Here is a 20,624-nt window from a genome sequence, read left to right as displayed (position 1 = left end):
ACAATTTGCGCCGACCGTTCTCGGCCTCCGGAGGGGCGCGAACGAAGCCAAACGAAGCCAATTTCGCCGCCCGCCCGAAAGCTTTCGTTCACGGAGCGTAAACGAATTCATTCGCATTATAAAGCGCCCGGCAGAAAGAGGGGGTGCCGTGGGAGCGGATGAGGGCGGCGCCGGCGGCGCGCTCGGCGGCGGTGGGTTGCCGGGCCAGGGCGAGGGCGAAGCCGCGCTCGACCTGCTTCTCCGGGTCGGGCCCGGCCTCGGCGGCGATCCGACGGGCGAAGGCCTCGGACTGCTGGACGACGAAGCCGCTGTTGAGCAGGTCGAGCGCCTGGAGCGCGGTGGTGGACGTGTTCCGGCGCGGGGCGACGAGCGCGGCGTCGGGGCAGTCGAACGAGCCGAAGGTCGGGTCCTGCTGGCTCCTCGGTTTGAACTGGTAGACCATCCGCCGGAAGGCGTCCGGGCCCAGCTCGGCGCGGGGCTTGTAGATGGCGACGTAGTTGGAGTTCTTCTCCCAGATGTTGTAGCCGGGGCCCCCCATCCGGGGGTCGAGCTGGCCGCTGGCGGCGAGCACGGCGTCGCGCACGGCCTCGGCCTCCAGGCGGCGGGGGGTCATGCGCCAGAGCAGGCGGTTCTGGGCGTCGACCTCGCGGGCCGCCGGGTCGATCCGGGACGACCGGCGGTAGGCGGCGGAGAGGACCATCAGCCGGTGGATCGGCTTCAGCTTCCAGCCTTCGGCGATGTAGCGCGAGGCGAGCCAGTCGAGCAGCTCCGGGTGCGACGGCGGCGCGCCGTTGAACCCGAAGTCGCTGGGCGTGGCGACGATCCCCCGGCCGAAGTGGTAGTGCCAGAGCCGGTTGACCATCACCCGGGCCGGCAGCGGGTTGGCCGCGTCGCCGATCCAGCGCGCCAGGGCCAGCCGACGCTCCGACTCGGGCGCGCCGGGGGAGGCGTCCCAGCCGATCGCGGGCTTCACAGCGGCGATCGCCGACGGCGAGACCTCGTCGCCCGGCTGCATCGGGTCGCCCCGTCGCAGGAGGTGCGTGGGTCCCGGCTGGGTGAACATGCCGGCGTAGACGGCGATGGTGTCGCCCAGCGTCGCCAGCTCGGCGGCCAGCTCGGCCCGCCGCTTGCGGAGCGCTTCGCGACGCGCCGCGGCCTCGGGGTCGGCCGGCGCGGGGGCCGGCGTCTCGGCGGAGCCCGGCTGGTAGGCCGCGCGGTCGAGCGACGAGGCGACGACGCGCCAGGTGCCGGGCGCCTCGGCGGCCTCGATGATGTAATGGGCCGGCAGGCGGTCCTTGTAGGCCCCCTCGCGGTCGCGGCCCCAGACGACGCGGTCGATCAGCACCGGCTCGGGCCAGGCGACCGTCGCCAAGCCCCGGCCGGTCGACTGCGAGATCCAGCTGTGGCCGTTGCCGTGGAGGCCGTCGTTCAGGTGGGCGATTTTGTGGATCGCCGCGCCCGGGTACTCGGACGACGCCGAGGCCTCCCCCCCCGCCGTCGCCAGCGCGACGTTCCGGGGCGAGTCGCCGGCGGAATAGACCTCCAGCTCGTCCAGGCAGGGCTCGGCCGGGTCGGCGGTCGCCAGGATCGTCATGCGGACCATCCGGGCCTTCACCGGCGCGAACCGCTCGACGTTGCGCCGAGGGTCGACCATCGGCCGGGCGGGCGCGTCGGCGTCGAGGCGGGCGAGCGGCTCCAGGGCGTCCAGCTCCAGGTCGACCTTGGCGACCTCCTCGCGGACCTCGGCCGCGCGGGCCCGGCGGTCCTCGACGTCGGACGCCTCGACCTGCCGCGACGCGTGGTTGACCCCCGCGAAGACGGCCTGCATCCCGTAGTAGTCCTTCTGGAGGATCGGGTCGAACTTGTGGTCGTGGCAGCGGGCGCAATTGACCGTCAGGCCGAGGAACGCGGTGGAGGTCGCCGTGATGATGTCGTCCAGGTCGTCCGCCCGCTGCTGCTTCATCCCCTCGATCGCCAGGTTGCCGACGATGTCGTGGGTGCCCCCCACCAGGAAGCCGGTGGCCGCCTGGGTGAGCCAGTCGTCGCCCGGCTCGGGGGGGAGGGCGTCGGCCGCGAGCTGCTCGGCGACGAAGCGGGGGAACGGAGTGTCGCGGTTGAACGACCGGATCACGTAGTCGCGGTACGGCCAGGCGTTGGGCCGGGGCATGTTCGTCTCGTACCCCTCGCTCTCGCCGAACCGGACGACGTCCAGCCAGTGACGCCCCCAGCGCTCGCCGTACTGCGGGCTGGCGAGCAGGCGGTCGACGAGCTTCTCGTAGGCCAGCGGGTCGGGGTCGGCGACGAACGCCGCGACCTCCTCGGGCGTCGGCGGCAGGCCGACCAGGTCGAACGAGACGCGCCGGATCAGGGCCGCGCGGTCGGCCTCGGGGGCCGGCGTCAGGCCGGCTTCCTGGAGCTTCGCCAGGATGAACGAGTCGACCGGCGTGCGAACCTGGGCCTCGGACGCGGCGTCCAGCTTCGGCGGCTCGACCGCGGCGATCGGCCGGAGCGACCACCAGTCGGCCCCGGCCCTCGGCGGCGCGAGCGGCTCGCGGGAGTAGGCGGCGCCTGAGGCGACCCAGGCGCGGAGGATCGCGACCTCCTCGGGCTTGAGCGGGGTCTTGGGAGGCATCTCGCCCCCCTCGACCTTCTCGATGAGCAGGCTCTCTTCCGGCTTCCCGGGCTCGATCGCCGGGCCGCTCTCGCCCCCCTCCAGGGACGAGGCGAGCCGGCTCAGGTCCAGCCCCCCCTTCCGGGAGTCCGCCCCGTGGCATCGCACGCAGGAGTTCGCCAGGATGGCCTCGGCCTTGGCGTTGGCCGAGGCGGCGTCCTCGGCCGCCGCCGAAGTCGCCCAGAGCAACCCTGCGGCTGCGATCCATGTCCGCATCATGACGCTCCTGAAGGAACCGGGTGGCCCATTCAACCGTTCTCCAACATCATAACGGCTGAGGCTCGCCGGTTATACCGGGTCGACCTCGCGAGCATCGGCTGGGGGCGTCCATGATGGCGCGATTACGCGACGAGGCCGAGGCGCTGGCCGAGGCCCTGGAATTCGGCCTCTGCGACGTCCGCGACGCCGTCGCCTGGGCCGACGCCTGGATCCTCCGGGAAGACGTACCCCACGAGCGGCTCTGCGACGTCTCCCTCGCCAGCGGACGCACCCCGAGGGCCGTCATGGACCTGCTCCACGAGTTCCCGGGCGAGCCGGACCGGGGTGCCGTCGATGGCCTGGTGCTGACGATCCTCGCCGATCGCATGCGGCGAGAACCGGCGCCGACCGCCGAGGTGGCGTGGATCCTCAATCGGATGGCCCACGAAGGTCGTCTCCCGGACGGCCATCTTTGCGAGGTCGCCTGGTGCGCCCGCCACGAACTCGCGGACGCGGACGACCTCGGGATCACCGTAGAAGAGGTGGCGGCCAACCTGAGGAGCGCCCTCGATGCCGCGACCGCCTCGACGCCGGCCCGATGGTCGATCGACCTTCGACCCCACCGTCGGGGGCCTTCCGGGGCGACATCCTGACGTCCTTCCCCCCTGGCGGGGGAAGGTGGCCCGAAGGGCCGGATGGGGGGGACGAGCAAGATGGCCGGTGGAGTCCCGGCGAGTCTTCCCCGGGGCCGTCGGCCGTGCGGGCGAGGCCTCGAACTCCGAAGCTCTTCGCGAGCGTCCCCCCCTCATCTGACCGCTGCGCGGTCTGTCTTCCCCCGCGAGGGGGGAAGACCGCAAACAAATCCTTCTCCCCCGGCCGGGGAAGGTAGCCCGGAGGGCCGGATGAGGGGAGGACCAGCACGAGAGGCATCCGGAGGATCAAGCAAGCGGGCCGGCACTCCGGAGCTTCCTCGCGACATCCGCCTTGATGATCCCCCTCATCCGGCCTTCGGCCACCTTCCCCGGCCGGGGGGGAAGGGAAGACATGCGTAAGCCATGATACGTTCCCTGCCAGGGCCCACCATGAACCTGGAATTCATCCCTCTCCTGGCCGCCCAGCGCGAGCTGTACCGCATCCCGCGCGGACCGGCCCGCTTCGGTCCCTACGTCCGCATGATGCGGGACGACCCGGAGGCGGCCCCGCTGGTCGCCCTGAACCCAATGGCGCGCGACCACGTCCCGGCCTTGATCGACGCCCTGATCGGCCTCGACGCCGACCGCCTGGCGGCCGAGGCGGTCAATGAGGCGGCCGCGCTCCTCGCGGACGAGCCGGGCGAGTACCGGATCGGCCTGGTGGTCGCGGACGACGTCGGCGGGGGCTGGACGAACCGCTGGGCGTGCGAGCACGCCTGGGCCGCCGGGTCGCCCGCCGCGATCCGTCGCGGTTGGCTGGCGGGCGTCCTCTGGTCGAGCGAGCCCGCCTCGGCCCGCGCCGTCCGCGAGGCCGTCCTGACGCCGATCCACCGCGCGGCCCACGTCCAACGCCACGGCCAGGCGAAGACGCTCCGCGAGTTCCTGGCGCAGGAAGGCCGGGCGCTGGCCGACGCCGGCTGCGAGGCCCCGACGCTCGACGCCGACGACCTCGAATACACCCGAAGCGTCCTCGAACCCCACCTGGACGAGTCGCTGACCCGTACGGTCATGGAATGCCTGTACGGCGACGAGGCGGGCCGCACCCTGGGCTTCACGCCCCGCGGCCTCAGCCCCCGCGCCGGGCTGGCACTGGCGTTGCACCAGGCGCGTCGCGAGGGCGGGGCCGCCCCTTGAGGAGGCCCCCCGGCCGCCGTACGATCGCCCGGATGACGCCCACCCTGCGCGACGAATCGGAAGCCCTGCGGATCGCCCTCAAGGTCGGCCTCCTCGGGGTCGACGCGGCCGTCGCGTGGGCCGACGCGCGGATCCTGGCGGCCGAACGCCCCCACCCCCTGCTCTGCGAGATCGCCCTGGCCGGCGGCGATCATCCGTCGGACGTCGCGAGGTTGCTGGCCCGCCTGCCGGGCGAGCCGGACCGCGCGGTCGCGGAAGGCCTGGTGGCGATCCTGATGAACGACCTGCTCAAGCTCGCGAAGGTCCCCGCCGCTCGGATCGGCGACTCGCTGATCCTCGCGGTCCATCGCGGCTGGCTCACCGCCCGCCCCCTGAAGCAGGCCGCCTCCTGGGAGCCGAACTCGCGCGACCTGGACGACGTCGGCCCCGACGGCGCCCCGTCGGACGCCGCCATCGGCCGGATGTCCCGGAGCTTCTCCGGCGGCCTGTCGCGCCGGCTGGCCAAGGCCGCCGCCTCGGCGCCGGCGGATTGGACCGCCCGGCCGTGGATCGACGGCGGCACCCCCACCTGAGCCCGAAGACCCGGAGACGGCCGGATGCGATTCACGAGCCCCTTGCGGACCTTCGGACTCCTGGCGATCCTCGCGACGCTCGAGGGCGCGGCCCATCCCGAGGAGGCGGGGTTCGAGTTCATCGACACCAGCTTCGAGAACGCCTCGCCGCTCTGGTACGAGTTCGGGCCCGACGGGGCGATCCTCGTGAACCTCGTCTACGACCATGAGCGGACCTCGCCGAACCGCGCGGCGGGGCACTTCCATTTCCGGATCCACGCGCGACCGGGCGCCTCGCTCACCCTGGAGTTCCGGAACCTGGAGAATGTCTACAACGGCCGCAGAGCCACGATCGCGGAGGAGCTGAAGGCGGCGGTCGTCTCGACCGACGGCAAGGCGTGGAGGCCGGTCCCGCTGGAGCGGCTCCCCGGCGACCGGGTCCGCCTGTCGGTGACGATGCCCGGGCCCGAGCTGTACGTCGCGCGCGTCGAGCCCTATCGGATCTCGGACCTGGACCGCTGGCTGGCGTCGATCGCGGCGAGCCCGCTCGTGGAGGTCGAGAACATCGGGAAGACGGCCGAGGGGCGCGGGCTGGAAATCGTCCGCGTCGGCCGTCCCGACGCTCCTTATCGGGTCTTCCTCCGGGCGCGGGCCCACCCCTGGGAGTCGGGCGGGAACTGGGTCGTCCAGGGGCTGGTCGCCCGCCTGCTCGCGGGGGACGACGAGGCGAAGACCTACCTCGACCGCTACTGCGTCTACGTGCTGCCGATGGCCAACAAGGACGGCGTCGCGCGAGGCCGCACCCGGTTCAACGTGCGCGGCAAGGACCTGAACCGGGACTGGGGCGGCCCCGCCGACCCGGTGCTCGCGCCCGAGAACCACGCCCTGGAATCCTGGCTGGAGGCCATGATCCGGCGCGGGACGCCGCCGCACCTGGCGCTCGAATTGCACAACGACGGCAACGGCCAGTTGCACGTGAGCCGGCCGCCGATCGAGGGCCTGGATCGCCACCTGGCGCGGATGAAGACGCTGGAAGCGCTGCTCCGCCAGCACACCTGGTTCACCGAAGGGAGCACGACGGCCGAGTTCCGCAACGCCGGGACGCTCGGCGAGGGCTGGCTGCTGCGGTACGGCGTCGACGCAGCCGTCCACGAGCTGAACTGCAACTGGATCGCCGGGCTGGACGACCATCCCTCGGCCGCGCACTGGGAGCGTTACGGCGGCCAGCTGGCGCGCGCCTTCGACGCCTACTTCGAGGCCGTCCGGCCCTGACGGTCGGCCCCGCTCAGAAGTCGTCCCGGCGTTTGGCGGCCAGGCGTTCGAGCTGCGCCGCGATCCAGGCCTGGATGCGCTCGGCCGTCGGGAAGCGGCTGAGCAGGAGGGCCAGGAGGACGCCGGCGACCAGGATCGCCGCGGCGTGGCCTTCCATCATGTAGGCGATGCCGGCGAGGAACGCCCCCCCCTCGTTCAGGGCCGATGCGATGATGAGCTGGGTCTGATAGATGGGCAGGAGCTTGTCCGCCTCGCTCTCGGGGTCCACCTGCTTCGCGCCCGTCGGGGCCGACGTGGTGGAGTCGGGCCGGATCCCCTTCGCCATCTGCCCGATCGCGCCGTCGACGATGAGCTTCGGGACGAGGATCGACGCGACGACGCTGACCGCGCCGAAGAGGACCGAGACCGCCGTCAGGAGCGGCAGGCCGAGGATCGGCGGCCCCGCCGCCCCGCCGCCGGCCGCCGGCTTCGGACCGCCCCCGTCCGAGAGGACGACCGTGACGATCACCCAGAACATCACCACCCCGGCCGCCAGGGAGCCGACGATGATCTGCGTGGTCCTCGTGAACGCCTGGAACTGCTCGTCGTCGATCCTGGACACGGGTTCGCCCCTTTGCTGCTGCGTCTCATTCGTGCGGATCAGGCCAGGACGTCGCGAATGACGTGCCCGTGGACGTCGGTCAGGCGGCGGTCGACGCCGTTGTTGCGGACGGTGAGCCGGGTGTGGTCGACCCCCAGCAGGTGCAGGATCGTCGCGTGCAGGTCGTAGACCTCGGTCGGGTGCTCGCGGTCGAGGGGCTTGAAGCCGGTCTCGTCGCTGGGCCCGTACGAGACGCCCGGCCGCACGCCGCCGCCGGCCATCCAGCTCGTGAAGCAGTGGGGGTTGTGGTCGCGGCCCTTCCCCCCCTGGCTCGACGGCATCCGGCCGAACTCGGTGGTCCAGAGGACGATCGTGTCGTCCAGCAGGCCCGTCCGCTTGAGGTCCTGGATCAGGGCCGACGCCCCCCGCGCCATCCCGATGGCGAGCGGGCCGTGGTCCTGCTCGACGTTCTCGTGCGAGTCCCAGTTCCGGCGCGGGAAGCCGTTGTCGTTGCCGCTCCAGATCTGCACGAACCGGACGCCCCGCTCCAGCAGCCGACGCGCCACCAGGCAGCGGCGGCCGAAGACGGCCGTCTCCTCCTCCGCGTTGATCTTGGCAGGGTAAGACTCCGGGATGTGATCCAGGCCGTAGAGCTTCAGGACCTCGGGCGATTCCCTGGAGATGTCGAGCGCCTCGGGCGCGGCGAGCTGCATGCGGGCGGCCAGCTCGTAGCCCTGGATCCGGCCTTCGAGGCGGTCGTCGCCGGGCCGGGCGTCGGCGTGGGCGCGGTTGAGGCGGTTCAAAAGGGCCACGCCGGCGTCGTCCCCCGCGCGGCCGGCGAAGGCGACGCGGTCGTCGGGGAACAGGTCGGCGATCGGCGTCTTCGCGCCGGGGTTCACGACGGTCCCCTGGTGCCGCGAGGGGAGGAACGCCGCGTCCCAGTTCTTCGACCCGTTCGAGGCCAGCCCGCGCGGGTCGGGGAGGACGATGAACGACGGCAGGTCGTCGCTCAGCCGCCCGAGCCCGTAAGACACCCAGCTCCCCATCGACGGGAACCCCGGCCGGTTGAAGCCGGTCGTCTGCAAGAGCGTCCCCTGGCTGTGCACGCCCGTCTTGCCGACCATGTTGTGGATGAACGCGATGTCGTCCACCACCGCCCCCAGCGGCGCGACGACGTCCGACAGCATCTTGCCCGACTGCCCGTAGGGCTTGAAGTCCCAGATCGGCCGCAGCCAGGGGCCGAGGCCGTCCTGGAACGTCTCCACCTTCTCGCCGAAGCTCGACGGCTGCCCGTGCCGCTTGATCAGCTCCGGCTTGAAGTCGAACAGGTCGACGTGGCTCGCCCCGCCGGCCATGAACAGCTGCACCACCCGCTTCGCCTTCGGCGCATGATGCAGCCCCCCGTCCGGCCGGAGCTTCAACCCGCCCCCGACCGCGTCCGCCGCCAGCAGCCCGTCCACCCCTAGCAAGCTCGCCAGCGCCAGCCCGCCGAGGCCCCCCCCGCTCCGCCACAGGAAATCACGTCGGTTCATGGCTTGTCAACCTCATGTGATGTCTCGATGACGCGGCCCAGGTTGTTGGGGCCGGGAAGACGCAGGGTCGCGCCCGACCACCCCTTGGAGCTGGGGTTGTGAACTACCTCCACGCGGATCTCGCCGTGTGGGTCGATCCTCCACTTCGGTGGATTCGAGTCCCCATCCATCACGAACCGGAGGGACGACGTCGGGAAAGTGACAATCGTCACAACGCGGCGGTGCTTCAACCAGAGAAGGAGGCATTCTTCGTTGCTCTGCATCGCACCCGCCGGCCCCCATGGGCTATAGGGAGCGAGCAGGATGATCTCGTCGGCCAGAAAGCTTGGCACGCGAACCGTCCCAACTTGGCCGGGCTTCAAGGTCCGCCCGATTTGATTCATCTGGTCGACGAACGATCGCGTATAAGCCCCGTAGACGCCCGACTTGATCCACGTCCATGCGACGACGAGCGAGAGGCCGACGAGCGCGACCCGGACGGCTCGCCTCCAGTTGGACGACTTCGGGCCGGGCTTCGGCGGTACGGCTGTTTTCTCGGCCGTCTCGGTCATCATCGCCCCCGACGAACTCCTCGGTGCCGACCGAATCCGGCCTGGCCGCCCGCCCTCAATCCACGAACACAAACTCATTCATATTGAAAATCACCCGGCACGCGCTGGCGACGCCGTGCTCGGCGGCGAGCGCATCCAGGCCGGCCAGCTCGTCGGGCGACGGCTCGCGGGCGAGGGCCAGCTTGAAGGCTTCGGCCACCTGGGCGCGGCGGTCGCCGGCGGGCTCGACGCGGGCGGCGAGGGCCTTCGCGCACGTGAGCATCAGCCCGTTGTTATAGAGGGCCAGGGCCTGGAGCGGAGAGACCGACTCGCCCCGCCGGTCGACCTGCATCGACGGGTCGGCGCAGTCGAGGACCGTCATGAACGGCTGGGGCTTGGAGCGGGCCAGGAACCGATAGATCGACCGCCGGCGGATCGACGGGTCGTCGGGACGCATCAGGTCGTATTCATAGTGCGGCGAGTGCTCGGGCCGCTCCATCACGAACTCCGCGAAGGCCGGGCCGTACATCGACGGGTCGAGCAGGCCCGAGACGGCGAGGGCCGAATCCCGGACGGCCTCGGCCTCCAACTTGCGGCGAGGGGAGCGCCAGAGGTAGGCGTCTTCGGAGTCGACCGCCTCGGCCTCGGCGTTTCCGGCCGCAGCCTGGCGGTACGCGGCGCTCGTCACGATCAGACGGTGCAGGTCCTTGAGCGACCGGCGGCCGTCGCGGAACTCGGCGGCCAGCCAGTCGAGCAGCTCGGGGTGCGTCGGCGTCTGGCCCATCTTGCCGAAGTCGCTGGAGGTCGCCGCGATCCCCCGGCCGAAGTGGTACTGCCAGACCCGATTGACGATCACCCGCCAGGTCAGCGGGTTGCGGTCGTCGACCAGCCATTTGGCCAGCGCCGCGCGACGCTCCCCCTCGGGGCGGTCGGGCGAGACGGCCAGCTCGCCGGGAAGCTCGCGGAAGACGTTCAGGGCCCCGGGGCCGACTTCCTTGCCGGGCTTGTCCACGCTGCCGCGATCGAGCACGAAGATCGGCCGGGGCCGGCCGCCGTCGGGCCCGGTTCCGCGGAACGGGGCGTCGCCGCCGTCGTAGATCGTGGCGGCGTAGACCTTCCTCGGGGCCGGGAGCGCGGCCTTCTCGGCATCGAGCCGGCGGATCGCCTCCTCGGCTTTCGCCTGCGCTTCGAGGACGGCCGGGTCGACGGCCTTCGCCAGCAGGGCCCGGCGATCGGCCCTGAGCCGCTCGACGTCCGCCGACTGGCGTCCGGGCGCGATCCCGTCGACGAGGTTCGCGGCCCGCCAGCGGGGCGGGGCCTCGATCGTGTCGAGCGCCGCGACCTTCGCGCCGGCGGCGACGTTGGCGCCGGAGGGGTCGAGGACCTCCAGCTCGGCGAGGGCGAAATTGTAGTCGTTCAGCCTCTCGGCCAGCCGGGTCGCGGTGACGCGGACGTAGCGTCCCGAGGCCTTCGCTTCGAAGCTTCGGGGGGCGACGCCCGGCTTCGGCTCGTCGGCCCCGGTGCGGTCGGCGAGGGTCGTCACGCCCTGGGCGAACGCCGGGTCGTCGGACGCCTCGACCTTGAAGCGCTCGGGGAAGCCGAAGCCGTCGCCGATGCCGTTGAAGTCGTCGCGACACGGCCAGAGGACGACATTGGCGATCGCGACCGTGCGGCCGAGGTCCACCTGGACCCATCGGGCTTCGTCGTCGCGACTCGCCAGGGCGCTGTGGTAGCCGTACTCGGGACGCTCGGCGGCGGGCGAGCCGGCCGAGGCGATGCGGCCGTCCAGCTCGGCGAGCGCGGGCCCAGCCTGGGCGGCGACCGCGTCGGCCAGCCGCTTCCGTTCGCGATCGGCCTCCTCGACCTTCGCCAGCAGGTCGCGGGCCTGGCGGGCGACGGCCGGGTCGTCGTAAAAGGGCCGGTCGGCGCGGTCGACGGCGGCGAAGACGGCCTGGAGGCGGTAGTAGTCCTCCTGGGCGATCGGGTCGAACTTGTGGTCGTGGCACTGGGCGCAGCCGACGGTCAGGCCGAGGAACGAGTTGATCGTCACCGCCACCATGTCGTCGCGGTCCATGTGGCGGGCGACCTTGCCGTCGGACTTGGTCTCGAACACCTCGGCGTGGCCGACGAAGTCCCAGGGCCCGGCGGCCAGGAACCCCAGCGCGGCGACGGCCGCCGGATCGTCCGGAAACAGCACGTCGCCGGCCACCTGCTCGGCGACGAAGCGGTCGTACGGCTTGTCGGCGTTGAAGGCGCGGACCACATAGTCGCGATAGGGCCAGGCGTTGGGCCGGGGCTTGTCCTTGTCGTAGCCGTGCGAGTCCCCGTAGTGGGCCACGTCCAGCCAGTGCCGCGCCCAGCGCTCGCCGTATCGCGGGCTGGCGAGCAGGCGGTCGACGAGCTTCTCATAAGCCCGCGGGTCGGGCTCGGCGACGAACGCGGCCACTTCCTCGGGCGACGGCGGCAGGCCGGTCAGGTCGAAGGCGAGCCGGCGGATCAACGTGCGGCGATCGGCCTCGGGGGAGGGCTTCAGTCCCTTCTCCGCGAGCTTCGCGCGGAGGAAGGCGTCGATCGGGTTCCGCGCGGGGGGGGCGTCGGCGAAGGCGGGAGACGCCGGGACGGCGGGCCGGGCCAGCGGGCGGAGCGACCACCAGGAGCGCGGGTCGTCCCCTTCCTCGGGCCACTCGGCGCCCTGGTCGATCCAGGTGCGGAGGAGGGCCACCTCGTCGGCGGTCAGCCGGCCCCCTTTCGGGGGCATGATGCGGTCCTCGTCGAGCCCGGTGACGAGCTGGACGAGAAGGCTCCCCTCGCCGTCGCCGGGGGTGATGGCCGCGCCTTCGTGGCCGCCGCGCAGGGCGGGCTTCTTGCGGTCGAGCCGGAGGCCGGACTTCTGGGTCTGCTGGCCGTGGCAGGCCGCGCAACGGGCGGTCAGGAGCGGGCGGACCTCGGCCTCGAAGTCGATGCGGCGGTCGAGCGAGGGCAGGACGTCGTCGCCCCGCGCGGCGAGCCCGGCCGCGACGAATCCCAGCCCCGCGATGATGGCGAATCGGGCCATGTCGAACGCCCCCGAAAGCCGTGATCCTGCATCCATGAAGACTTCGTCATCATAGCCCCTCCGGAGGGGCCTGGCGAGGGGGTAAGCTCGGCACGAGGCTTGCGAGACACCCCTCCCGAGGAAGCGGGCCGAGGATCGCCCGCCCGCAGGTTTCGAATCGAGGAGTTGATCGGATGAATGCTTCCAGGACTGTCTTCATGGCGGCCGTCGCGGCGTTCGGCCTGGCGGCCGGCGGGGTCGAGGCGCGGGCGCAGGGCGGCGGGGTGATCGACGTGGGCCGCCCGGGGGGTCGCGTCCTGATCGACCCGGGCCGTCCGGGGGTCGGCTCGTGCCCGGCTACGACCCGGGCGCGCCCGGCGGTCGGGTGATCCCGGCCCAGCCGGGGTCGTACCCCGTCCGCAACCGGGGCGACTGGGGATGGGGTCGGGGCCGAGGGCGGAGCGGCTTCGGGCCGGGTCGCTACGCGGCCCCCGTCGCCCGGCGATACCAGATCCCGGGGGGCTACTACGGCACGCCCGCCGGCTACCTCATCAATTACGGGGGCGCCCGCTACATCACCCACGCGGACGGCACGATGTCGCCGTACTGACCCGATTGTGAAGCCGCTGTTCGAAACGCCGACGGCCTCGGTCCCCGGTCGGGATCGAGGCCGTCGGCCTGCGCTTCGCGTGCGGTCGAGGGCCCGGGCTCAGGGCTGCGGGCGGTCGAAGGTCTGCGAGAGCGGGCCGATCTGCTGGAGGGCCGGGACGAACGTCACGCCGCCTCGGCCGGCCACCGAGCGGGCCGTCGACGAGATCGTCACGTTGTCGCGGCGGTTGATGCGGATGTGCCCCACCGGCTCGCCGACGATCGCCGAGTTCGTCACCTGCTGGAACGAGACGAGGTTCAGCAGCCCCGCGTTGTTCAGCACCATTCCGTCGGCCGTCGTCCCCCGGATCGACTGGATCGTCCCCTGGACGTCGATCAGGACGGAGCCGGCGAGGTCGGGGCGGAAGCCCTCGCTCAGGTCGGAGAGCTGGTTGCCGTAGTCCAGGACCACCGTCCCGCGCCGGGTCTGGGTCTGCTGGCTGAAGAGCTGGATCGTGTTCGGCGCCGAGGCGCCGTTGGCGAGGCCGGTGTTCACGGCGATGCTGCGGTCGATGCTGCCGACCGAGGTGCCGACGTCGTTCGGGTTGCCGCCGGGGATCGGCGTGTAGTTCCCGCCCGGCGCGAACGCCTGGAGCTGGGTCGTGCTGAAGCGGTTCACCAGATTGAGGCCGCCCTGGGGGTCGGTCGTCGTGGTCACGGCCGCGACGTTCAGGTAGCCGAGCTGGTCCTGCAGCGGCTGGAGCGTGTTGAAGGCCGCCCCGACCGTGGAATAGACCTGGAACGAGCCCGGCAGGCCGGTGATCCCGCCGAGCAGCGAGACGCCGGCGGGGGGCGTGTACGGTGCGGGGTTCGCCGGCGGGGCGACGACCGTCCCGGCCGCGAGGCTCGACGCCAGGTCGACCTGCAGGAGCTGGTTCGCCGCCGTGCTGCCGATCACCGTGAGCGAGTCGGTCGAGGCCGTCTCGCTGAACCCGGCCGGGACGGTGAACGAGCCCAGGCCGGTGCCGTAGGTCGCGTCGTAGACCGAGGCGGTCGTCCCCGTGTTCACCACCAGCACTTGGCGGCGGCCGACCTTCCCGAGCGCCACCCCGACGTCCTCGGGCGCGCCCGCCACGGCGATCGGGGCGAAGGCCGTGTCGACCACGCCGGTCCCCTGGTTCAGATTCACCTGGAACCGCAGCACGCGGCCCGTGACCGGGTCGTAGCCGAAGATCCGCGGGTCGGTCTGCAGGTCGGGGACGACCGGCAGGTTCCCTCGGATGTTGTCGATGGTCAGCACCACGCCCGGCGGCGGCGGCGGCGGGCCGGGGTCGCGGGTGTCGGACTGCAGCGCGAAGTCGCCCGCCGAGATGAACTCGCCGTCGGAGCCGGCCAGCGACTGCACGAAGAAGACGTCGCTGACGACCTGATTCTGGATGTTGTTCGAGTCGGTGCCGTTGCTGGACTCGACGTCGATGATGTTCGCCAGGCTGTTGTTGTAGGTCGGCGTGTTGCCCGTCGTGTCGCTCCGCTCGGAGGCGTCGAGCGTCACGCTCTCCGGCAGGGCGCGGAGCTGGATCTGCGAGTTCGGCCCCGCCGACCGCAGCCCCAGCACGCCGATGCCCGCCGTGACGTTCACCGTGCCGCCGGGGACGAGGTCGAACTGGCGGAGGTTGATCATGCCGATCAACGGCGAGCCGATCCCGCTCAGGCTGTTGATCGCCCCGCTCTCCGCCTGGTCGCGGCTCATGACCGAGGCCAGGTCGGCGCGGCCGGTCCCGCCGTGGACGTTCGACACGATCTTCGTGTAGGCGTTGCTCAGGTCGTAGCGCAGGTTGAGGGCGCCGGCCGAGTCGACGAACGTCCCCTCCAGGCTGCCCCGGCCCTGGATCGAGAGCGTGACCCGCGTCCCCCGGGGCGTCGTGTACGAGAACTGCTGGAAGTTGTTCGAGAAGACCCCGGGCGTCGCCCGCGTGGCCGCGGCCGGGGTCGCCGTCCGACCCCGAGGTGCCCTCGCCACGACCGGGGCCCCCGTCTCGGCGATGCGGGGGTCGTATGGGACCTCGCCCGTCGAGATCGGCTGCATCTCGCCCGGCCCGGCGGTCGTCGTGTAGAGGATCGGCGCGTCCTCTCCCGTCGCGCCCGGCGCGACGACCGGGGCGGAGGCGTAGGTCATCGGATCGACCCCCGACCCGCCGGCCATCACGGCCTGCGGGGTCGCGGTCATGACCCGACGCTGCTCCAGGTCTTCCATGATGGGCCGAACCCGACGCATCAGGCTCCTCCTGGTGTCCGACGGCGAGCGTCCCATCGCATCCCTCCCTGAAACCTGACCGGGCGACGATCGCGACTCGTCCTGATCTCGCGACCAAACGGCTTCCTCCCTTCATTTCGGCAATCCGACCCCCTTGGCATAACTCAACCCACCCCGAGGACCGGCGCAAGAAGATCGAAACCGGGCAAACTGGATAATCCAGCGAAGATCCCCGGCCCGACGCGCGTCTCGCAGCCGGCTCGCCGACCGCCATCGCCGTCGATTCGGGGGCTTCGCGGGCCCGCCGTCCCCTGGCGTCGGGGAAATTCGACCGTTACATTGGCGGGATGTTTCCGCCGGGACGTACTGGAAGCGGGGATTGAAACGAAGTCGACCTCGGGAACGACGGATTCCCCGGGCGCGGACGGATCCCACCGCCGCGCCGCGACCGGCGACGAGCCGAATCAAAGGAGAACGATGGTGTTGCGCCGCAACGTCTTGCTTGCATGGTCCGCGGGCCTCGTGGTGTCCCTGGGCGTCGTCGGCCTCGGCCGCGGGTTCGCCCAGGAGGCCAAGGTCGAGGTTGAGAAGGCAGGAGCCCCGGTCGAGGCTCCCAAGCCCGAGGAGCCGAAGAAGGAAGAGGCCCCCAAGGCCGAGGAGCCCAAGGCCGAGGCCCCGAAGGCCGAGACCCCCGCCGACACCGCCCCGCCGACCATCCCCCCCGAGGTCGAGGCCAAGCTCGAGGCCGCCCGCCACGCCGTCGCCGAGGCGATCGTCGCGGCGCAGGACGCCGGCCTGGTCGACTCCTCGATCGACCCGCCGCCGATCCTCGACATCCTCATCAAGGGCTACGCCGACGACGGCAAGACCCTGAAGAACAAGGACGGCAAGAAGCCCTACGCCGTCAGCCCCGAGGTCCTCGGCGCGTGGTTCACCGGCTTCGGCAAGATCGAGGGCGTCAACTACGTCCAGGACGTCCGGATCGTGAACCCCAACGCCGGCCTCAAGGATTGGTACAACCAGCGCGCCGCCATCCTGAACCGCCACATCGAGGCCGTCCGCAAGGACAAGCCCGCCCCGGCCGCCGCCCCGGCCGAGGCCCCCAAGGCCGAGGAACCCAAGGAGGAGCCCAAGCCCGAAGCCCCCAAGGCCGAGGAACCTAAGCCCGAAGCCCCCAAGGAGGAGCCCAAGGCCGAAGCCCCCGCCGAGGCCCCCAAGGCCGAAGCCCCCAAGGCTGAAGCCCCGGCCGAGGCCCCCAAGGCTGAAGCCCCCGCCGAGGCCCCCAAGGCCGAGTGACCACCAAGAGGCCGCAACCTCAAGTCCTTCCCCCCCGGCGGGGGAAGGTGGCCCGAAGGGCGGATGAGGGGGAGGACGAGCACGAACGCCGTCGCCCCCTCTCACCATCCCGCCGGCCGCGCCGACCGCGTCCTCGCCTCGCGCCCGGAAGCTTCTTCCGGGCGTCGTTCTTTCCACTCCCGACCGACCCGTCCGACCGATCGAGGCAGGATTTCCGTGACCCCGCCCAACACCTCCAAGGGGACCGCCCCGCTGCCGATCCTGTCGATCGCCTCGGGGTCGGCGCAACGATTGGGGGCGACCGCCGTCCTGGTGATGCCCGAGGGGCCGCTGGAGTGGGACCTCGTCCGCTCCGTGGCCAACGGCGGGGTGGATTTCCTGATCGCCAGCTCGTCCGACCGCCAGATCGAGGCCGTCCGGGAGGCGGGCCTGATCGCGATCGAGCTGGAGCCGAGCGAGGCGGCGATCGCCGAGCGGATCACGCTCGCCCTGATCGAGGCCGTCGCCTACGACCACGTCAAGGCGGGCGCCCGCGTGGTCGTCGTCTACTCCGGCTTCGAGGCCGAGGCGCTCGACTCGATGAGCGTCATCCGCCTGGGCGAGCACCTGGAGCGGCTCTCCGCACGCGACCTCCGGGCGCTGGAGACCTCCGTCCCGTTCGACACCCTCAAGGCCGTGGTCGACACGGCCGTCGAGATCGGCCGCGAAGGCCGCGAGGGGAAGGCCGTCGGCTCGCTCATCGTCGTCGGCGACGCCCGCAACGTCCTCGTCCGCACCCGCCCCCTCGGCTTCGACCCGTTCAAGGGCTACAAGCGCAAGGAACGCAACGTGCGCGACCCGAAGGTCCGCGAGGCGATCAAGGAGATCGCCCAGATGGACGGCGCGTTCGTCGTCGCCCGCGACGGCACCGTGGAGGCCGCCTGCCGGCTGATCGACGCCCCGGTCGCCGGCCTGACGCTCCCCAAGGGGCTGGGCACCCGGCACTGGGCCGCCGCCGCCATCACCAGCGTCACCAAGGCGGTCGCCGTCGTCGTCAGCCAGTCCAACGGCACCGTCCGCATCTTCCAGGACGGCGAGGTCATCCTCCGCATCGCCCCCATGCGCCACGCCCGCGCCATGAAGTGGCAGGACGCCGAGACCGAGCCCGGCGAACTCCCTCGCCCCCGAGAACGCGAGCGCGAGCGGGAACGAGACCGGCCCGCCAAGGCCCCCGAGAAGCCCCCCGAAGGCGCGCCGTCCGCCCCGTCTCGGCCGGGCTGAGCCGGCCGTTTTCCCGACCGGGTCCCCCGCCCCAGATCACCGCGGCTTTCACGAATCGCCGGAGAGGAGGGGCGTGGACGCCGGACCGCGTCGCCGCCCTGGTCATCGGCCCCGGAGACCGATCGCATGAAACCGAGCCGATGCCCGACCTGCGGCGGCGGCCGCCTGCAGCACGGGACCCTCCACGGGGGGCTCCAGTACCGCTGGTGGCGCTGGGCCACGATCTCGGCCACCGCGTGCCTCGACTGCGGCGCGGTGGCGACCTACCTCGACGACTACACGCTCGATCGCCTCCGCGCGAACTGCGGGCTGGCCGACGACGCGAAAAGCAAGCCGGACGCGGACTTCTGAGCCCTCGGCGGGCGCCATCCCCTCATCAGAAACGAGCCAGGTCCGAACCCGAGCGAGGGGCGTCCGCGAACCATGTCCGCGACCAACGACCGTGATCACGCCGCGCGGATGGCGGGCTGGAATAACGACCAGGCGCTGAGAATCGCGCGGAACATCGGCGATCCCTGGTATCGGTGCCAGGCCCTGAGTTCGGTCGCCCGGCATGCGCCCGATCCGAAGACGTTCCTCAGCCTGATCGCCGATTCGCTTGAGGACGGGTGGTCCGTCGAGGGCGCCAACCGGTCGGTGACGGTCGTCGCCTGGCCCGTCGCCGCGCTCGCCAACCGGAGCGATCCCGGACGCGAGGCGAGCGAGCGGATCGACCGCGTGCTGCTCGAGGCCGTCGCCCGGGTCATCAGGACCATCGTCGAGGAGCCGAGCCCCGCCTCACGGGCCGACGCCCTCCTGTTCCACGTCCACGCCCTGTCCCCGACGCGGCGGGAGCTTCGCGACCGGGTCCTCGCGCCCTTCCTGAAGGATTGCCGGGACGCGGCCAATCGAAAGCGGCGGCGTCAACTGGAACGAGCGGCGCTGGTGATCGCCCCCGACGACCCCGATGCGGCGTTGCGGCTGGCGGCGTCCCTGGACGAGAACCGGCGGCGCCGGACGATCGAGAAGATCGAAGGAAAAGCGGAAGGGCTCGGCCCCCGGAGGTTCTGATCGGAGCGGCGCACCCGTTGGTGGGCGCCGCCGGGGCGTGGTAGAATTCAGGTCGCCAGCCCGCATCGCCGGCGATCCCCCCTCCGCGGGCCTCCCTCCCGCCCGCACTCTCAGGAGGTTCGACCATGGCGGAACGAACCGACCGTCGGGGTTTCCTCAATTCGGCCCTCCTCGGCGCGACCGCAGCCGGGGCGTTGCTGAGTCGAGAAGAGCGCATCCTGGGCGCGGCCGTGGAGGAGGGACCGGCCGCCGCGCCGGCCCGCGCCGTCTATGCGGGCGATCCGCTCCCCAAGGGGAAGCTCGGGCCGCTCGCCCTCGGCCGCCTGATCCTGGGGGGGAACCTCATCGGCGGCTACGCCCACAGCCGCGACCTGCTCTACGTCTCCCGCCTGCTCCGCGAGTACAACACCGACGAACGCATCTTCGAGACCCTGGCCCTGGCCGAGAAGTCCGGGATCGACGCGATCCAGCTCAACCCCGGCTGCTACCCGTACGTCGAGCGCTACAACAAGGAGCGCGGCGGGAACATCCGGGCGATCCTCTGCGTCGACGCCGACTTCGCGGACATCGCCGCCGTCAAGGATCAGATCCAGGAGCTGGTCGGCCGGGGTGCCGCCGCGCTCTACACCCACGGCATGCACACCGACCGCTGCATCATGAACGAGAAGTTCGACGCGGTGGCGAAGATCGTCGAGGCGATCAAGGCCGCCGGCGTCCCGGCCGGGGTCGGCAGCCACTCGCTCCTGACCACGATCGCCAGCGAGGAGCGCGGCTTCAATCCCGACTACTACGTCAAGACGTTCCACCCGGACGCCTACTGGTCGGCCTCGCCCCCCGAGGCCCGCGACGAATGGTGCTGGTATCGCGAGTACAGCCAGGACCACGACAAGTACCACGACAACATCTTCTGCGTGGACCCGGGCCGCACGATCGAGGTCATGCGGGCCGTCGACCGCCCCTGGCTGGCCTTCAAGGTGATGGCCGCCGGCGCGATCCCCCCCCAGGTGGGCTTCCAGCAGGCCTACGCCGCCGGGGCCGACTTCATCATCGCCGGCATGTTCGATTTCCAGGTGGCCGACGACGTCGAGATCGCCGTGAAGGCCCTGAAGCGGACGCGGAAGCGCGACCGCCCCTGGCACGACTGAACCGAACCGAGCGCGACCGCCCGCCGGGGCGAGGGAGCTTCATGAGCTGGCTACGCAAAGGACCCCCGCGCCCCCCCGCGAGCCCCAGCCCGCGGCGGCGGACCTCGCCCGCCGCGGCCGTCGAGGCGATCACCGACCCCGCGGTCCCCTGCGAGGGCCTGGTGCTGGTGGCCGACGGGATCGGCGGGTTCGACCTCTGCGGCCGCGCCCTGGCCGGCGCCGTCCGCCGGGCGGGGCTGGATTACACCACCTGGGTCGTGCGCTGGGGCCACGGCGTCGGCCGGTGGTACGCCGACCTCACCAACGCCGCCGACTGCGCCGCCCGCGCCGGCGACGTGGCCGAGACGGTGCGCCTGTTCCGGGCCCGACGCCCCGACGCGCCGATCTTCCTCGTCGGCAAGTCCGGCGGCTGCGCCGTGATGGTCCAGGCCCTGGAGCGGCTCGACGCCGCCGACGTGGAGCGGGCCGTCCTGCTGGCCCCCGCCCTCTCCCCGGGATACGACCTGACGCGGGCCCTGGAGCGCGTCCGCCGCGAGCTGGTCGTCTTCTGGTCGCCGCTCGACGTCTTCTTCCTGGGGGTCGGCACGGGCGTCTTCGGCACGTCCGACCGCGTCTGGGGCCGGGGCGCGGGGCTCGTCGGCTTCCGCACGCCGGGCCCGGCCGACGCCCCCCGGCGGGTCGAGGCCTACGCCAAGCTCCGCCAGGTCCGCTGGACCCCCGCCATGAGCCTCTCGGGCTATTTCGGCGGCCACCTGGGCCCGGATTCGCCGCGCTTCCTGTCGCGGTACGTCGTGCCCTTGCTGCGGGTCGGAGGCCCGCCGGGCGGTTGAATCCCCG

18 protein-coding genes are annotated in these 20,624 nt (G+C 71.9%); 12 read left to right on the top strand and 6 right to left on the bottom strand.

All coding sequences use genetic code 11. The features are described from left to right. Window positions 1–88: 88 nt before the first annotated feature. A complete protein-coding gene (locus tag G6O68_RS06935) occupies window positions 89–2,890 on the bottom strand; it encodes a PSD1 and planctomycete cytochrome C domain-containing protein (protein ID WP_165246238.1) in 2,802 nt (933 codons plus the stop codon). Between the two features lie 110 nt (window positions 2,891–3,000). Here G6O68_RS06935 and G6O68_RS06930 point away from each other — a divergent pair, with 110 nt between their 5' ends. The 4 genes from G6O68_RS06930 (at window position 3,001) to G6O68_RS06915 (ending at window position 6,518) form a co-directional block, all read left to right on the top strand. Further along, a complete protein-coding gene (locus G6O68_RS06930) occupies window positions 3,001–3,522 on the top strand; it encodes a hypothetical protein (RefSeq protein ID WP_165246236.1) in 522 nt (173 codons plus the stop codon). Window positions 3,523–3,951: 429 nt separating this feature from the next. After that, entirely contained in the window at window positions 3,952–4,695 is a 744-nt protein-coding gene (locus G6O68_RS06925) for a hypothetical protein (protein WP_165246234.1), read from the top strand. 32 nt (window positions 4,696–4,727) lie between these two features. Next, a complete protein-coding gene (locus G6O68_RS06920) occupies window positions 4,728–5,267 on the top strand; it encodes a hypothetical protein (RefSeq protein WP_165246232.1) in 540 nt (179 codons plus the stop codon). Window positions 5,268–5,291: 24 nt separating this feature from the next. Then, on the top strand, window positions 5,292–6,518 hold the full coding sequence (locus tag G6O68_RS06915) for a M14 family zinc carboxypeptidase (protein WP_165246230.1): 1,227 nt from the start codon (window positions 5,292–5,294) through the stop codon (window positions 6,516–6,518). 13 nt (window positions 6,519–6,531) lie between these two features. Here G6O68_RS06915 and G6O68_RS06910 read toward each other — a convergent pair whose 3' ends face one another. The 4 genes from G6O68_RS06910 to G6O68_RS06895 are packed head-to-tail and all read right to left on the bottom strand — an operon-like array spanning window position 6,532 to window position 12,251. Next, window positions 6,532–7,119: a hypothetical protein gene (locus G6O68_RS06910; RefSeq protein WP_165246228.1), complete on the bottom strand. Its 588-nt coding sequence runs from the start codon at window positions 7,117–7,119 to the stop codon at window positions 6,532–6,534. Between the two features lie 38 nt (window positions 7,120–7,157). Beyond that, on the bottom strand, window positions 7,158–8,630 hold the full coding sequence (locus G6O68_RS06905) for a DUF1501 domain-containing protein (protein ID WP_165246226.1): 1,473 nt from the start codon (window positions 8,628–8,630) through the stop codon (window positions 7,158–7,160). Further along, window positions 8,627–9,184: a hypothetical protein gene (locus G6O68_RS06900; RefSeq protein ID WP_165246224.1), complete on the bottom strand. Its 558-nt coding sequence runs from the start codon at window positions 9,182–9,184 to the stop codon at window positions 8,627–8,629. Before G6O68_RS06900 ends, G6O68_RS06905 begins: the two co-directional genes overlap by 4 nt. A 52-nt stretch (window positions 9,185–9,236) precedes the next feature. After that, on the bottom strand, window positions 9,237–12,251 hold the full coding sequence (locus G6O68_RS06895; protein ID WP_206108037.1) for a DUF1549 domain-containing protein: 3,015 nt from the start codon (window positions 12,249–12,251) through the stop codon (window positions 9,237–9,239). Window positions 12,252–12,388: 137 nt separating this feature from the next. Here G6O68_RS06895 and G6O68_RS06890 point away from each other — a divergent pair, with 137 nt between their 5' ends. Continuing rightward, window positions 12,389–12,583 carry a hypothetical protein gene (locus tag G6O68_RS06890; RefSeq protein ID WP_165246222.1) on the top strand — a complete coding sequence of 65 codons (195 nt, stop codon included), beginning with the start codon at window positions 12,389–12,391 and terminating at the stop codon, window positions 12,581–12,583. Beyond that, a complete protein-coding gene (locus tag G6O68_RS06885) occupies window positions 12,544–12,804 on the top strand; it encodes a hypothetical protein (RefSeq protein ID WP_165246220.1) in 261 nt (86 codons plus the stop codon). The genes G6O68_RS06890 and G6O68_RS06885 overlap by 40 nt, the downstream gene beginning before the upstream one ends. A gap of 99 nt (window positions 12,805–12,903) precedes the next feature. Here the strand turns inward: G6O68_RS06885 and G6O68_RS06880 are convergent, their stop codons facing one another. Next, on the bottom strand, window positions 12,904–15,057 hold the full coding sequence (locus tag G6O68_RS06880; protein ID WP_165246218.1) for a hypothetical protein: 2,154 nt from the start codon (window positions 15,055–15,057) through the stop codon (window positions 12,904–12,906). Between the two features lie 456 nt (window positions 15,058–15,513). On the opposite strand from G6O68_RS06880, the gene G6O68_RS32335 reads away from it, so the two are divergent. The 6 genes from G6O68_RS32335 to G6O68_RS06850 all read left to right on the top strand — a co-directional run bounded on the left by G6O68_RS32335 (window position 15,514) and on the right by G6O68_RS06850 (window position 20,617). After that, window positions 15,514–16,332: a hypothetical protein gene (locus tag G6O68_RS32335; protein ID WP_206108036.1), complete on the top strand. Its 819-nt coding sequence runs from the start codon at window positions 15,514–15,516 to the stop codon at window positions 16,330–16,332. A gap of 216 nt (window positions 16,333–16,548) precedes the next feature. Then, window positions 16,549–17,592, top strand: a complete 1,044-nt coding sequence (locus tag G6O68_RS06870; RefSeq protein ID WP_240911086.1) for a DNA integrity scanning protein DisA nucleotide-binding domain protein — start codon at window positions 16,549–16,551, stop codon at window positions 17,590–17,592. A 126-nt stretch (window positions 17,593–17,718) separates the two neighbouring features. Continuing rightward, on the top strand, window positions 17,719–17,943 hold the full coding sequence (locus G6O68_RS06865) for a hypothetical protein (RefSeq protein WP_165246216.1): 225 nt from the start codon (window positions 17,719–17,721) through the stop codon (window positions 17,941–17,943). A gap of 72 nt (window positions 17,944–18,015) precedes the next feature. Further along, window positions 18,016–18,642: a hypothetical protein gene (locus G6O68_RS06860; RefSeq protein ID WP_165246214.1), complete on the top strand. Its 627-nt coding sequence runs from the start codon at window positions 18,016–18,018 to the stop codon at window positions 18,640–18,642. Window positions 18,643–18,767: 125 nt separating this feature from the next. After that, a complete protein-coding gene (locus G6O68_RS06855; protein ID WP_165246212.1) occupies window positions 18,768–19,787 on the top strand; it encodes a hypothetical protein in 1,020 nt (339 codons plus the stop codon). A gap of 41 nt (window positions 19,788–19,828) precedes the next feature. Continuing rightward, window positions 19,829–20,617 (top strand): serine aminopeptidase domain-containing protein, encoded by a 789-nt coding sequence (locus G6O68_RS06850; RefSeq protein ID WP_165246210.1) that lies wholly within the window; start codon window positions 19,829–19,831, stop codon window positions 20,615–20,617. Window positions 20,618–20,624 lie beyond the last annotated feature (7 nt).

The sequence above is a fragment of the Paludisphaera soli genome (genome assembly GCF_011064595.1).
Classification (GTDB): domain Bacteria; phylum Planctomycetota; class Planctomycetia; order Isosphaerales; family Isosphaeraceae; genus Paludisphaera; species Paludisphaera soli.
Note: the sequence above shows the minus strand (reverse complement) of the source record. Positions and strands in the feature narration are given on the sequence as shown.